A 15,570-nucleotide genomic window follows, 5' to 3' on the forward strand; every position below is an offset into this window, starting at 1 on the left:
TTTATAGTTGTACAACTGAAGGGTGTGTAGTTGTACAACTAAAAGGTGTACAGTCGTACAACTATAGGGGGTATTGTTGTACGATTAAAAGGTGTTGTCACTAGGCTCGGCAGACCTGCTGACTGCAGTGAGCAGACCTGCTGACTAGGCTCAGCAGAACTGCTGAGCCTAGTGGCAACTTCCTAGAAGCAGTCTCCTTGAACTCCATATTCTATCTCTTTGAACCTGATCAGACGCCTTCTTTCACTTGCGCAGTCATATTCTTCAGCTTACGGAGCCGTATCCTTCGGTTAACGGAGCCGTATCCTTCAGCTTGCATAGTCATATCCTTCAAAATACTCAGTCGTCTCGTTTCGTTCACTCAGCCGTTTGCTTTAGCTCTTACAGGGCGCCTTGCTGGCTGCTATTATATCCTGAGTATTGCTCGGGACCAGGAACATTGGGTCCTTTTGTCTATTCTTGAACCGCATGCGAAGGTTCTGTATAATATAAACAAAAGAAGTCCGTGGACTTACACATTGTCCACGGACTTCTTGGAATATAATCTCAATGATTGGAATCTCTTACTTTCTAAAGTATTTTCCTACCACTGGCAGACTCTTTAATGGGAAATCCTTCTTCACGAGATAAGCGGCGAAGATGAGGATGAGCACCGTGTTGATGAGGCAGGCAATTCCACTGGAGAAGTATCTGTTAGCCTCGGTCATTCCGGCGAAGAGGATGAGGGCGAGAACCACATAAATCATAATCTCCTTCACCGGATAGTTGATTGGATACTTCTTCTGACCTACAAAGTAGGAGAGAAGCATGGCTGTTCCATAACCTGCGAAACCGGCCCAGGCACAGGCGATGTAACCATAAACTGGTACGAAGATAACGTTGATGGCAATCAATACCGCACAACCGATGCCCGAGAAGTAAGCACCCCAGATGGTCTTGTCGATGAGCTTGTACCAGAAACTGAGGTTGAAATATACTCCCATCATGATTTCGGCAGCCATTACGATAGGCACTACCTTCAAACCATCCCAGTAGTCGCGACCGATGATGTGGCGCAATACATCCAGATAACCTACTACCACCAGGAAGGCGAGCAGGGTGAAGATTACGAAATACTTCATCGCCGAAGCGTAAGTCTGTCGGTTGTCCTTATCCTTCGCCTTGCCGAATACGAATGGCTCGTAAGCATAACGGAAAGCCTGGGTTATCATCGCCATGATCATCGCAATCTTGCTGGCTGCTCCGTAGATTCCGAGCTGCGCATGAGCATCGCCCTTCTCATAGATGTAAGGGAAGAGAATCTTGTCGGCTGTCTGGTTCAGAATACCGGCAATACCGAGCACGAGGATTGGCCAGCTGTAGCCCATCATCTTCCTGACGAGCACCTTACATTCGCTCCAGGAGCATTTCTCGCCCATGAATCCTTCCTTCAGCTCCTTGTAGAAACAGAAGGTGATGGAGGCGGTACAAACCAAGTTGATGTAGAAAGCATAACCCACATCGTGACCATCCATGATGACGTAGTAAACCAGGTTGAGCGCAATGTTCAGACCGATGAAGAGCAACTTGAAGGCGGCAAACTTCAGCGGGCGCTTCTTGTATCTGAGGTAAGCGAACGGAATGCACTGGAAGGCATCAATAGCCACGGTTACGAACATGGTCCATACATAAGCCGGATGGTCGGCATAGCCCATCGCATCGCTCAAAGGCGTGATGAAGAGGAATACCAGGGCGATGAAGAGTAGGGAAGTGAATCCCACCATGCTCAATACCGTGTGATAAACCTTTTCTGAGTTTTCTCCTTCCTTGTTGACGAAACGGAAGAAGGTGGTCTCCATTCCGTAGGTCAGGATAACGAGGAGTAACGCCGTATAGGCGTACATGTTGGTGATAACACCATAACCACCACTGGCGGCGCTGATCTTAGCCGTATAGAGTGGTACAAGCAGATAGTTGAGGAATCTGCCGATGATACTGCTCAAACCATAGATGGCGGTATCCTTTGCGAGTGATTTTAAACTTGCCATTATCTTTCTTAATGTTGAATGTTAAGTATTAAATGTTAAATTGGGCTTGCGCCGTCATTCAAAGATTATCTGTGTAAATCTGTGAAATCTGTGGGAGACTCTTATCCGAAGAATAAATATGCAATAGCGATTGCTGCGATGACTCCAGCCAAATCGGCGAGCAAGCCGCAAGCCACGGCGTGGCGGGTATTCCTGATGCTTACGCTTCCGAAATATACTGCCAATATATAGAAGGTGGTATCGGTGGAACCCTGGAAGATGCAGCTCAATCTGCCCACAAACGAATCAGGACCATAGTTCTTCATCGCCTCCAGCATCATGCCTCGTGCACCACTTCCCGACAGCGGTTTCATGATGGCGGTAGGTAGGGCGCCTACGAAATCAGCGTTCAAACCGCATTGTTCTACCGACCACGAAATGCCTTGAATCACCATATCCATCGCTCCCGAAGCACGGAACACGCCGATGCCCACGAGAATCGCTACGAGATAAGGGATAATCTTCACCGCAGTAGTAAAACCTTCCTTCGCTCCCTCGATAAATGCATCATATACATTCACCTTCTTCCAGAAACCAGCCAGGATGAAACAGAGGATGATGCCCAGGAGAATCATGTTAGAAGCCAGGGTGGTAACCGTGTTCATCGTATCCTTGTCCATCTGTCCGAATCCCCATATGATGATGCCTACGAAGGCGCACATTCCCAACAGAGTAGCGAGCAATACCGGCTGCAGGATATTGATGCGCTGCCAGAGCGAAGTGATGATGATTCCGGCAAGCGTAGCCACGAGCGTAGCCATCAGGATAGGGATGAAGACATCCGTAGGCTGGGCTGCACCATAGGAGGCACGGAAGGCGAGGATGGTGGTAGGGATGATGGTGAGTCCTGATGTGTTCAGAACCAGGAACATGATCATCGGGTTCGTTGCCGTATCCTTTTTCGTGTTGAGCTCCTGCATCTGCTGCATCGCCTTCAATCCTGTTGGTGTTGCCGCATTATCGAGTCCCAGCATATTCGAAGCGATATTCATGAAGATGCTTCCCATCACCGGATGGTTCTTCGGAATATCGGGGAAGAGACGGGTGAAGACCGGGCTGAGTGCTCGGGCCAACACATTCACTACTCCCGCCTTCTCTCCAATCTTCATGATGCCAAGCCAGAGGGCGAGCACGCCCGTAAGTCCGAGAGAAATCTCGAAGGCATTCTTGGAAGAGTCGAAGGTGGAATCTACAATCTTCTGGAAGATAGTCGTATCTCCCATTGCCAATCCGATGAGTGCGAAGATGAACGCAATCACGAAAAATGCTATCCAAATGTAATTTAAAACCATTTATTTGTATAATTCTTCAATTTTCTATAGCCTCTAATTTTCTGCCAGCTTGGTAGAAAGGTTTGAGAGCCTGTTTGTTGCTTTTCCAAGCACGGGTGCAAAAGTACAATAAAAATTTCGCATAGCGTGGTTAAATACAGAAAAATCCCTCAGAGAGGGAGGAATTTGATGATTTTTATCCCTCAAAGAAGATTTTTTGCTAAAAACTTTTGTTCTTTCAAACATTATTCGTATATTTGCCGATGATTCTGAGTAAGGATCACGACATAATGGAAAAGGCGCATACTTAGCGCTTTGTTCTTGACTTTCTGAAACTTCGCAAACTTCATGCACTGTCAATGAACATAGCAACGGTAGGTGCTCTCGGGATGTGTTAATTCACATCCCTTTACTGGTATGGCTTATTGCGTCAAAGCGATAGGTCTTATATCCGTATAGGGAAAAGTGTATACATATCGGCGTGGGCTTCGACGTTGCTCGTTCAACAGTGCAGGGCAATGCGAAGGCCTCAGAGAGTGGGACGAGTGACAGGTAAGTTCCCACGCTTTTTTATTTTGCCGAAACCGAAATCTTAACCCGCCAAGTCTCGGGAACACCTGGCAAAATGATAATATACCAATGAAACAGAACGATTTTTACTACTTTTGTTAAGCCGAAATCAAGAAATTTCGCTTATGAACCATTATGGACTTGATAGTGTCAAGTAGAATCACTATCTTTGTCCCCGACATTTAATAACTTTAAAATAGAATAGCGTATGAAACATGTAAATGCTTATCCTTTTGTTGGTAAGGATTACGAGAAAGGATTCTTGAATAGTGGCAAGAAAGTGTTGTTGTTAGGACTAAGCCATTATAATGAAGAAAATGCTGGTGCTCCTTGTCACCATACATTTACTCAAGAAATTGTGGACGGTTTTGTAAGTGGTGAAGATGCCTCTTTCTATAGAGGCTATACTAGCCAAACAAAGGCTTTGTTGAACAGGGAAATATCTGTAGATGATAGAGAATGCGTTTGGAATCAACTTGCTTTTTACAATTTTATTCAGTTCAATATAGCAAGACCAGGTGTAAAGGATACTTCTGACGAGTTTAATAGCTCTGTTTCGGCATTCAAGGAAATTCTTGAAGAGTTGAAACCTGATGTTATCATAACTTGGGGTTATGGTCTCTTCAATAGACTTTATCCTCTTGGCGAGAAAGATGGTGAGAAACTGTTTCTGGCTAATGGTGATGAGGTTAATACTCGTTGGTTTAGCACTGGCGGCGAAGATAAGGCTCTTATGATTCGCCAGCGTCATCCTTCTCGTGGATATTCTTGGCGAGAATGGGCTAAGGTTTATCAAGATTTGTTTGACAAATAGAAATGTATGGATACAAAGCATAAACGTTGCCCCTATTGTGGGGAGGAAATCCTTGCCGTGGCAAAAAAATGTAGATATTGCGGTGAATGGCTTGATGCTGACACAGAAAAGTCTATGACTCAAAAAGTAGATAGTATAGAGCCTGAAGAGGCAAGCACCACAGTTGATCGTGAGGAGAAAACATCTTTCTGGCGAAAGTCTTGGAAGGTGCTTTCTGCTATACTTGTGGTAATTCTGTTTGTTGGGATAAAAGTAGGACTGAAAGAAGGGGGCAGAGAGCTTGTGAAAGAAGCAGCAAAAGCACAAACTACAAAAGGTGATACTTTATCTGACGAAGCACAAGAAGTATATGCATTTAAAATGCTGAAAGAGGGTGATGACTATTTCTGGTATTTGACGGATGGAGGTGATAATGTGTACGTTTATGACGATGAAACATCATACGAGGATTTTGTCTTTCCTGCAATTGTATCAGGCGAGTTGAAAAGAAGATTGCTTCTGATAATGGAGATGAAGTATCCTAGTAAAACGTTTTGGCATTCTGCAGAGTGTGAACGTCATACCGTTGATGCTTTTAACCAATATGGAAGCTGCGTGATGGAACTTCCGATGAAAGAACGGAAGGAATTGGATGGCGTGGATATAACAGAAGTGATAAACAAAGCATATTACGATTGGAATCCTTTTCTGGTAAGAATCGTAGATAAGGGATATGGCTTCCAAACTTATTGCGTCAGAAAATCTCAAGAGTGGGATGGACAAAGGTTCGTAAGATTTTCGCGAGGAGAAAATGATGGGATAAAGATGGAAATAAATAGTACTAATGCTTTTCTATAAAAAAGGAAAATTATGAAACATATTATTTTACTTATAGTAGCTTTGCTATGTATGGTTGGTAGCAATGCTCAAACGAGAAAGCCTCAAATGAGAAAAATGGGGCAAACGTCTCAAACGGTTAAGGGTAAGACCACTTCTATGGGTAAGAACAATAGAGGTGCAAGAAATAAAAAGTCGGTGGATTCAAATACACTGTTTTGGCAAAGACTTATTGAGAATGCAGCAAAAAATTCAGAACGGGAACGATATGAAATGACCGACAGAGGACGAGTCTTGAAAAATGTGAAGGAAAAATTTAGTGCATGGAATGAGATAAGAGAATTCGAGAAGACTACAGCTTACGAACTGCGTTTACAGCAATCTTCAAAGTTTGTGTTTGACTCCATTTGCTATGACGCAATTAAGGATAGAATGGGGGGAAATTGGAGCTTGGATTTGGAAAAGTATAATGCAGACAAAGAATATTTTCCTATTACATGCAATTTTAATGAAATAAAAGCTACTATATATGTATCTGTGCCTATAGCAGAAGCTCCACAATTTCAAAAGGATTTTAATGAGTATGGGGGATTTCAGACTGCAAAGCGACTACGTCGTTTTGACAAGTTCGTTTATGTTCAGAATATGATTTGTCCGACTTCGATACTCGTAAATCGAAAGCCTTATTGGATTTGGCGTGGAGGCAATAGAGAAGGGTATTATGGTGAAATAAATGATGATTTCTTCATAGATGCAGATACAGCAAAGGTAACGTATAAAGATGCCAAGCCTTTGGTCGTAAAATTTAATGATTTGGGGATAAAAAACAAGTATCTTACAAATTATGTCTATGTCTTTAAAAAAGAGGAACATGTCAAGTCGATTATGATGCCTATAGATGGCAATTCGGAATTGGTTGATACAGATAAAATTTACGAACAAGTAGAAGAAATGCCTTCATTCCCTGGTGGCTCTAATGCCTTATCATCCTTCATTGCGGCTAATCTCAAATATCCTGTAGTTGCACAAGAAAATGGAATCCAAGGTAGGGTGATAGTAAAATTTGTTGTCGAGAAAGATGGAAGAATTACAGATGTTGAGATTACAAGAAGTGTTGATCCTACTTTGGATAAAGAGGCTATGCGAATGGTCAAGGCTATGCCTAAATGGAAACCAGGGAAGCTTAAGGGAAACTGTGTTAGGGTGAAATATACTATCCCGATAGTCTTTGGGCTTTCATAAAATATTCGAGTTTATAACTCTCGATTTACTTAGGGATAAATGGCAATCTTGGAGGGGAAATATCCAAGATAGCCATTAGCCTTTTCCTTAGAGAGTGTAAACTAAACTGTGTCAAGCTACAATAAAAGTAGTTTAACACAGTTTTTATATTATGGACAACTTAGAAATTGATTACAAGAAAGCAGCTCAGCAGTTGCGTAGTAGTGAAGCCTTATTTGGCAAGGACGGAGCATTAGCTCCATTGTTAGAGCGTATTCTCAACTCAGCTCTCGAAGGTGAGATGGACGCTCATTTAAGTGAAGAGGAACGCTCTTCCGGCAACCGTCGTAATGGTAAGATGGGTAAGAAGGTTCAAACAAAATATGGTGAGGTCACTATAGAGACTCCTCGTGACCGAGACGGAACTTTCCAACCTGAGACCGTAAAGAAGCGTGAGACTATTCTTGCCAATGGCATGGCAGACCAGATTATTGAGATGTACGCCATGGGCACCAGCACACGTGACATCAGCAGCTACTTTGAGCGTGAGTTCAACACAACTCTATCAGCCGATACTATCAGCTCTATAACAGACCGTGTATTACCCGAAATCACCGCCTGGAAGTCTCGCATGCTCGATCCTGTATATGCCATTTGCTGGCTTGATGCTATCCATTATAAGGTAAAGGATGAGAATGGCAGAGCTGTCACACGAGCCATTTACAACATTCTTGGTATCAACAAGGAAGGCCAAAAAGAACTGTTAGGTATGTATGTGTCTAAGAGTGAAGGAGCTAACTTCTGGCTAGAAGTTCTTACGGATCTTCAGAACCGTGGTGTTCGAGACCTCTTGATTTGTTGTATTGATGGTCTCAAAGGCTTCCCAGATGCCATCCAAAGCGTATTTCCTGAGAGTTCTGTGCAGCTCTGTATTGTCCATCAGATACGCAATTCTATCAAGTATGTTGGCAGTAAGCATCAAAAGGAGTTTATCAAGGATTTAAGAACAGTATATGGTGCAGTAAACAAAGACTCCGCTGCTGCTAATTTAGACCTGTTAGAGTCTAAGTGGGGAGAGATGTACCCAATTGTCATCAAGTCATGGCGTGACAATTGGGAACGTCTGACAGAGTATTTCCAATATACTCCAGCCATCCGTAAACTCATTTATACGACCAATACGGTTGAGGGGTATCACAGACAGGTAAGAAAGGTCACAAAGACTAAAGGGGTCTTTCCTACGGATAATTCTTTGGAGAAGCTTGTGTACTTAGCTTACCGCAACATCCGTAAGAAATGGACTATGCCACTGGCAAATTGGGGACAAATTTCTCAACAATTGGCAATAAAATTTGGAGATAGATTTAAAATTATGTAACTTTGCAGCCGAAAAGACTTCCCTGCTGGGGGCATGCCCCCAGCAGGGAGTGGGAATGAAAGTTAAGAACAAGCCTTGACACAGTTTAAATTACACCCCCTTTCCTTATAAATTATCATATAGAATCTTTATCCAACAAGAAATCAAATACGTCCATAAATACGATGCCATCATCGTTTTGGTATTTTTTGATGAGGTCGCCTGTTATCACATACTTCATAAAACTATCGTCTATACGTAGCAAAGGTAGATATTAGTCTCTATATTTACAATCATAACAGGAAAGATTTTTGCGGATTTCCGCATTTTTCTTTTGCAAAAAGAATGCTTTTATTAATTCTATGTAGAATTTTTGCGGATTTCCGCAATTTTCTTTCGCAGAATTAACAGTTACGGCTTGATATTTTAAGTTCGGTGATTTGTCGAATTCCATAGTTTTTCTTCTTATTCTTTTCTCTGTTTTCAAGAAAAAGATACAACTTTATCACAAAATTCCATGCTTTTCTCTCTTCGCTATCACATTATTCCCTATTCGTTATACTTTTTTAATCTCTCTTTTTATCCGATTTCAGAAAAAAGATGTACTTTTGCCGCTCAATTCATGAAAGACAGGAATTTGGTTATACAAAAACATTATTAAGGAAGCAAAGGACTTCTGTTATATTTTATAGTATGGACAAGAATGAGAGAATAAATAACGAGCAAGAGATGCCCGCAGAAACGAAAAAGAATCATTCCGCTGATGCGGATAGAGTAAAGGAAGTATATAAGGTGACGATAGCGGGAAGCATCATCAATGTGGTGCTGCTCGTACTGAAGTTTGCTGCAGGTATTCTCGGACATTCTGCAGCCATGATAGCGGATGCCATCCATTCGCTTACCGATTTCGCCACCGATGTGGTGGTACTGGTATTCGTAAAACTAGGCAATAAGCCGAAGGATAAGGACCATGATTATGGGCATGGCAAATACGAGACGCTTGCCACAGCCATCATCGGTATTTCGCTATTCGTGGTGGGTGTGATGATCTGTTATTCTGGCGTAACCAAGACCTATCGTGCCATCTGCGGCGAGACACTCCAGCAGCCGGGCGTTGTAGCCTTGATTGCTGCCATCGTAAGTATCGTGATGAAGGAATGGGCTTATCAGTTTACGGTTAAAGCCGGAAAGAAATATCATTCCGAGGCTGTAGTGGCGAATGCCTGGCATCATCGCAGCGATGCTTTATCGAGTATCGGAACGATGTTCGGTATTGGTGGCGCCATCATCCTGGGAGAAAAGTGGGCGGTGCTCGATCCGCTTGCAGCCATCATCGTGAGTGCCTTCATCATCAAGGCTGCCTGGGGACTGGTGATGCAGTCTGTGAAAGAACTGACGGATGCCAGTCTTCCAGAAACTGAGGAAGATGAAATCCTGAAGATTGCGAACGAAGAGCAGGGAGTAGAAGAGATTCATAACCTGCGTACCCGTCGCATCGGAAACAAGATTGCGATAGAAATGCACGTCCGTATGCCGGGTTCTCTTTCGCTTTATGAGGCGCATGAGCATGCTACTCATATCGAAACAAAACTGAAGCAGCACTTCGGTGCAGATACCCATGTGGGAATCCATCTCGAACCGATTAAAGTGAACGGAAAATATCAGAAACCGGAATAACTGAAATAAAAGGAAATAGCCGGAATAAAAGGAAACGAGCCTTGACGGAAGGAAGAAACCTCCATCAAGGCTCGTTTTTTTATTTGATATCCGAATCGTGTTTCGGATATTTATCATCTTTTGGGATGATTATTATCTGATTATATTATCGGCCGAGATTTACGCTGGCTCCTGCCATAATCCACAAACCTGGCTGCTTAACAGCTGTGAGGTCGTAGTAGCGGTGGCAAGTGATGTTGTCGGCTTTCACGAAGATATTGTATTTCTTCTCGTCCCACATCAGCTTGCAATCCACCTTGGTGTATGGATGATAGCCATTCATTCTCTGCTGCCATCTTACGCTCCATGATGCTGAAAGCTTGTTCCAGATTTGATGATCCAGGCCGAATACTGCCTTGTGCTTCAGATACTCCAATGCATAGAGTGATTTCAGGATGTTGGTCTCAGTCTTATGATCCTGATAGATGTAAGCATAACCCAACTTGATGCGGGTGATGAAACTGTTTGGTACCAACTCTCTCATGTAGATAGTTGCATCCACGTTGTAGCCCATGTTGTTGAGCTTTCCGATGTTCATCACGTGATACTGGCTGTCGTTCTGCTCGGTCACGGATGTCTGAACCCAGTCAATCATGTTGGTGCCGTGTGCGTAGAATCCGCTTACGGTTGCGGCAAAACCAGTCTGGCGATATTGAGTACCTACCTTGAAGGTGGAGTTCTTCTCCGGGTTTAGGTTGATGTCGCCCTGCTGCACCACATTATTTATGTATAAGTCGGTGTAGGTAGGCATTCTCAATGCCTTGTTCCAGGAAGCGTAGAACTTCCAGTTGTCGTTAGGACGATAACTCATATCCACACCAGGATAGAAACGGAAGTCGTTGTCCAAACCTGTATTCTTGTTAGCCAAGACACCAGCCGACAAGGTGAAGCCGCCGAAGATGAAGTTGTGCTCCAGCATGATGTTGGTATTGGTGCGCTCGCCCTTTCGGGTATATTGACGATCAGACCCCGAGATATCTTTATAGTCTTTCTCTGCGAGTTCCTCGCCCAATGCAGTAGAGTAGATGCACTCCTTACTGATGTCGAAACCTACTGCGGTCTTACCCAAAGCCCAAGCCACGTTGGCATTCAGTCCACCACCATAAACATCTAGGTCGTGATAGTTCTCGCCTGCTGCAGCTCCAGCTATACCGCGTTTCAGCTGGTAGTGATCCTTGAATTTGTTATAATAGAATTGAGGCGCAATCTCCCAGGTCTTCTCCTGGTTATGCAGACTCAGGTTGAGAGAAGCCATACCGTGGTCTGTCTTCTCATATTGGTTGTTGTAATTGGCGCTGTAGAAAGTATTGGCGCCGTAGCTCTGGCTAGCAATACCCAACTGGGCGATGATGTCGAAACGCTGGTCGTAAGAGAAAGAGAGATTGCCGTAGCCCTGTCCCTTCTCGAAATCGCTGTTCTCCGTGCCGCCATCCGAGCGCTTGTAGCCTCCGCTTACGGAATAAGCCTGGGTCCACTTGCCCGTTTCAAAAGCCGTCTGCACACGTCCCTGTGCTCCGAAACTTCCAAAGCTTCCGCCTTCTACACTTGCAGATACCCCCTCACTCTTAGCCTTCTTGGTTACGATGTTGATGGCACCATTGAAGGCTGAAGTTCCGAATAAGCGCGATGCCGCCCCCTCGAGCACTTCGATGTGGTCGATGTCAGCAAGAGCTACAGGAAAATCAGAAGCATTGTGACCAGTCTGAGGATTGGAAATGTTGACGCCATTCAAGAGAATGGTAATCTGGTCGAAGGTTCCACCATTGATGGAGATATCCGTCTGAACACCAAAGCCACCACGCTGACGGACATCCACGCCGGTAGCTAATTTCAATACATCGTTGATAGTCTGCGCAGCCGCACGATGAATATCGTCGCGGGTAATGACAGACACAATCTTAGGTGACTGCTCTACAGTCATTGGCGCACGAGATCCGGTAACGCTTACCGCATCCAGCTCGTAAGCCTTTCCGCCCTTGTAGAGGGTAGAGTCAACCTTGGCTCCCTCTGTGCTTACGCCTGCTGCCTTAGCATGGCTCAGGGTAGCAACGCTGAGTGCGCCAACAAGTACCTCTCTTCCCAAAACTGCGAAGAGTGAGTAGTTCTTGTTAGAGAATCGGTTGAACTTCAAGCTGTTGCGCTTGTTGAAAATTGTTTTGTACATTAAATTAAATGTTTATAAATGAATAATAAATCGAAGCCTTCCGCCTTCCCAGCTTTCGGCATTCGGGGTGCAAAGGTACTGCCTTTTGGGCAACTGACAAAATAAAATGTGAATTATTTTTTCAACTGCCGATACAAAGTTAATGTAAATTAAGGTCGGTTTCCTACCTCACAAATCGTATTCAATTCAGCCTTCTTGTGGCATAAAAAAGTATTAATTAGGCATAATCCTCAATAGGGTGATGCGATTTTCTTAAAGAAACATTCGCTTTTTCAGATTATTCTTGTATCTTTGCAGTTGATATGGGCAGCATTCAGCAATCAGAATACTGCTGTCGCAATTTTATGGTAATTAGAAATTAAAAAGAAAGGAACAGATAAGATGGAAAAGATCAACGTAAAAGAACTGAATGACAACGTCTTCGAGACTATTGGTAAGGAGTGGATGCTGGTATGTGCCGGCAACAAGGATCATTTCAATATGATGACCGCCTCTTGGGGCTGTTTGGGATGGCTTTGGAACAAGCCGGTGGCTGTGGTCTTTATCCGTCCGGAGCGTTTCACCCACGGCATCATCGAGGAGAATGAATTCATGACTCTCTCTTTCCTCGGCAACAGCGAGGAGGCTCGGAAGATTTATAACTTCTGCGGCTCTAAGAGCGGACGCGATTTGGATAAGGTGAAGGAAACAGGACTGATTCCTGTAGAAACCGATAATGGCTGCATTGGTTTCGAGCAGTCACGACTCACCCTGGAATGCCACAAACTTTATAAAGACAGTATGACCGCCGAGAAGTTCCTCGACAAGGACCTGCTCCAATGGTATGGTGCCAAGGGTGGATTCCACGATGTTTATGTTGTGGAGATTACCAATGCTTATAAAAAGTAAGAATTAAAATATGGCTCAAGAACAAACAGCAATTCGTGAACGCCAGAAAACCAGGCTCAAGGAGCCGGGGCGTTACGTGGTAATGATGTTCAACGACGACTTCACACCGATGGACTTCGTGGTAGAAATCCTCGAATCCATCTTCTTCAAGTCGCAGGCTGAGGCTGAAGCAATCATGCTCAAGGTTCATCACGAAGAAAAAGCCGTGGTGGGCACCTACAGCTATGACATCGCCAAGAGTAAAGTGGAGAAAGCGATGGAGAAAGCCCGTACGCAGAAGTTTCCGCTTAAACTCACTTATATGCCGGAATAGGCGTTGATTTCGGGGAAATATCCCCAATATATGCTAAGAAAAAGAAAGGAAAGAATAGAATGGATAATATGGGATTGACCCGATATATGAGTGTTCTGATGGACGATGCCATGAAGCAAGCCCGGTTCTTCGATCACGAGTTCGTGATGCCCGAGCACATGCTGCTGGCGTTGCTCAGGCAGTATGCATTCTGTCAGGCGCTGCAGGAAGAAGGCGTAGACAGCCTCAAAATGCACGAAGACTTGGTGGAATGGCTCGCCAAGCAGGAGCGTGTGCCTGAAACCATCAAGTATCTGCCAGAGCCGTCATCGCTCTTCAAAACCATGTTTGGAACGGCGTGCGCCCTGGCTGCTGCTGCCGACAGACAGCTGGTGAATGTACCCCATTTTGTGCAGGCGATGTTTGGCTTGCAGAATTCAGAAGCCGCTTTCCTGCTGTGCAAGAATGTGGGCGACCGGCAGGGCGAGTTCCTGGCGAGCGTTGACAGTTATTATCCTATAGGAGAAGATACTGGAGAGGCTGGCATGGGCATGGGAGCAGACTTTGATGATGACGATTATGCCAACGAGTATGACGACGACGAGGAAGAAGGCAGAAGACAGGTTGTACAGGATTGGCATCAGCTGGTTACCTGTATTTCTGACAAGGTAGAAGAGCACAATCCGCTCATCGGAAGAGAACAGGAACTGGACAGAACCATCCAGGTGCTCTGCCGTGCCGAGAAGAACAATCCGCTCCACATCGGAGAAGCCGGAGTCGGCAAGACAGCTCTGGTCTATGGTCTCGCCAAACTCATCAACGAAAACCAGGTTCCTGAACGCCTCAAGGGGGCTCGCATCTACGGCATGGATATGGGACAGATGCTTGCCGGTGCCCAATATCGCGGCGACTTCGAGAAACGCATCAAGATGGTGATGGAGGGAGCCGTGAAGGAAGGCAATACCATTATCTACATCGATGAGATTCATAATATGATAGGTGCCGGTCGTGGCTCAGATGGCGGACCTGATGCATCCAATATGCTGAAGCAATATCTGGAGGCAGGCGATATCCGTTTCATCGGCTCTACCACCTACGAGGAATATAACCGTTACATGGCTCAGAGCAAGGGCATCGTGCGCCGGTTCCAGCAGATAGATATCAAGGAACCTACCGAGGAGGAGGCTATCAAAATATTGGAGGGCTTGCAGTATAAATACAACAAGTTCCACAATGTAACCTATCGCAAGGACGCCCTGGAATATGCCGTCCGTGCCAGCGCCAAATATATCAGCAACCGCTGTCTGCCAGACAAGGCCATCGACCTGATGGATGAGGCGGGTGCTTATCTGGAGGTGCATCCGGTAGAATCTCGCCAGCGCTCTTATGTTACCAAGTCTATCATCCAGCAGATTCTGATTAAAGTCTGCAAGATTGATGCGGCTGCGATGAAAGATGAGAATAACGATGCTTTGGCTACGCTCCGCCAGCGCATACTCGACAAGATTTACGGTCAGGACAAGGCTGTAGACAAGGTGGTTGAGGCTGTGATGATGGCAAAGGCGGGATTGACAGATGATGACAAACCATTGGCTTCGCTCCTCTTCGTGGGACCTACCGGAGTAGGAAAAACCGAGGTGGCACGACAGTTGGCCAAGGAACTCGGCATCGAACTGGTACGCTTCGATATGAGTGAATATACCGAGAAGCATACCGTGGCAAAACTCATCGGTTCGCCAGCCGGATACGTGGGTTATGAGGATGGAGGACTTCTGACCGATGCCATCCGCAAGACGCCAAACTGTGTACTCCTGCTCGATGAGATAGAGAAGGCGCATAGCGATATCTACAACATCCTGCTCCAGGTAATGGACTATGCCCGTCTGACTGATAACAAGGGTCAGAAGGCTGATTTCCGTAACGTGATTCTCATCATGACCTCAAATGCCGGAGCACAATATGCTTCACGGGCTAGCGTAGGTTTCAATGGAAACGTAAGTCGTGGCGAAGCGATGCTGGCACAGGTGAAGAAGACTTTCAAGCCTGAGTTTATCAACCGACTTTCTGACATGGTGGTGTTCAACGATATGGATAAGCACATGGCTGAGCTGATTCTTGCCAAGAAACTTCGTCAACTTGATGCGAAACTGGCTGCAAAGGGAGTTACCGTAACGTTAACCGATGCTGCGCGTGAACAGTTGCTGAAATGGGGCTTTACCAAGGAATATGGTGCCCGCGAGATGGACCGTGTCATCGGTAACCGCCTGAAACCGATCCTGATGAAGGCGCTGCTCTTCGGCAAACTCAAGAAGAGTGGCAAGGCGCATGTCGACTTTGACGGAAAGGAACTGGTGATTAATTATTAGAATGAAAGTCTAGTCAAGAATTTCTTGAT

The 15,570-nt window shown here is 45.0% G+C and carries 11 protein-coding genes and 1 pseudogene; 8 read left to right on the plus strand and 4 right to left on the minus strand.

The features are described from left to right. Positions 1-563 precede the first annotated feature (563 nt). Both ONT19_RS12535 and ONT19_RS12540 read right to left on the minus strand, forming a co-directional pair. Entirely contained in the window at positions 564-2,027 is a 1,464-nt protein-coding gene (locus ONT19_RS12535; RefSeq protein WP_022121361.1) for an oligosaccharide flippase family protein, read from the minus strand. A 101-nt stretch (positions 2,028-2,128) separates the two neighbouring features. Next, positions 2,129-3,358, minus strand: coding sequence for a nucleoside recognition domain-containing protein (locus tag ONT19_RS12540; RefSeq protein WP_089545119.1), 1,230 nt, complete (start codon positions 3,356-3,358; stop codon positions 2,129-2,131). 757 nt (positions 3,359-4,115) lie between these two features. Between ONT19_RS12540 and ONT19_RS12545 the strand changes: the two genes are divergently transcribed. The 4 genes and pseudogenes from ONT19_RS12545 (at position 4,116) to ONT19_RS12560 (ending at position 8,136) form a co-directional block, all read left to right on the plus strand. Then, entirely contained in the window at positions 4,116-4,721 is a 606-nt protein-coding gene (locus ONT19_RS12545; RefSeq protein WP_118139235.1) for a hypothetical protein, read from the plus strand. A 6-nt stretch (positions 4,722-4,727) separates the two neighbouring features. Beyond that, positions 4,728-5,558 (plus strand): zinc ribbon domain-containing protein, encoded by an 831-nt coding sequence (locus ONT19_RS12550; RefSeq protein ID WP_218433434.1) that lies wholly within the window; start codon positions 4,728-4,730, stop codon positions 5,556-5,558. Between the two features lie 906 nt (positions 5,559-6,464). Then, positions 6,465-6,779 (plus strand): annotated as a pseudogene (locus ONT19_RS12555) (energy transducer TonB); the annotation flags it as partial. 151 nt (positions 6,780-6,930) lie between these two features. Next, the gene (locus tag ONT19_RS12560) at positions 6,931-8,136 is read left to right on the plus strand and encodes an IS256 family transposase (RefSeq protein WP_264952103.1); all 1,206 of its coding nucleotides are present in this window, start codon (positions 6,931-6,933) and stop codon (positions 8,134-8,136) included. 253 nt (positions 8,137-8,389) lie between these two features. Here ONT19_RS12560 and ONT19_RS12565 read toward each other — a convergent pair whose 3' ends face one another. Continuing rightward, entirely contained in the window at positions 8,390-8,569 is a 180-nt protein-coding gene (locus tag ONT19_RS12565; protein WP_264952104.1) for a hypothetical protein, read from the minus strand. 239 nt (positions 8,570-8,808) lie between these two features. Here ONT19_RS12565 and ONT19_RS12570 point away from each other — a divergent pair, with 239 nt between their 5' ends. After that, positions 8,809-9,792, plus strand: coding sequence for a cation diffusion facilitator family transporter (locus tag ONT19_RS12570; RefSeq protein ID WP_437183498.1), 984 nt, complete (start codon positions 8,809-8,811; stop codon positions 9,790-9,792). A gap of 145 nt (positions 9,793-9,937) precedes the next feature. On the opposite strand, the gene ONT19_RS12575 is transcribed toward ONT19_RS12570, so the two are convergent. Next, entirely contained in the window at positions 9,938-11,995 is a 2,058-nt protein-coding gene (locus ONT19_RS12575) for a TonB-dependent receptor plug domain-containing protein (protein ID WP_264952105.1), read from the minus strand. 381 nt (positions 11,996-12,376) lie between these two features. On the opposite strand from ONT19_RS12575, the gene ONT19_RS12580 reads away from it, so the two are divergent. The 3 genes from ONT19_RS12580 (at position 12,377) to ONT19_RS12590 (ending at position 15,541) form a co-directional block, all read left to right on the plus strand. Beyond that, positions 12,377-12,883, plus strand: a complete 507-nt coding sequence (locus tag ONT19_RS12580; RefSeq protein WP_118066656.1) for a flavin reductase — start codon at positions 12,377-12,379, stop codon at positions 12,881-12,883. Positions 12,884-12,893: 10 nt separating this feature from the next. Further along, positions 12,894-13,196, plus strand: a complete 303-nt coding sequence (locus ONT19_RS12585; RefSeq protein ID WP_006849241.1) for an ATP-dependent Clp protease adaptor ClpS — start codon at positions 12,894-12,896, stop codon at positions 13,194-13,196. 110 nt (positions 13,197-13,306) lie between these two features. Beyond that, the gene (locus ONT19_RS12590) at positions 13,307-15,541 is read left to right on the plus strand and encodes an AAA family ATPase (protein WP_420377554.1); all 2,235 of its coding nucleotides are present in this window, start codon (positions 13,307-13,309) and stop codon (positions 15,539-15,541) included. The last annotated feature ends 29 nt before the right edge of the window (positions 15,542-15,570 follow it).

The sequence above is a fragment of the Segatella copri genome (assembly GCF_026015625.1).
Classification (GTDB): domain Bacteria; phylum Bacteroidota; class Bacteroidia; order Bacteroidales; family Bacteroidaceae; genus Prevotella; species Prevotella copri_H.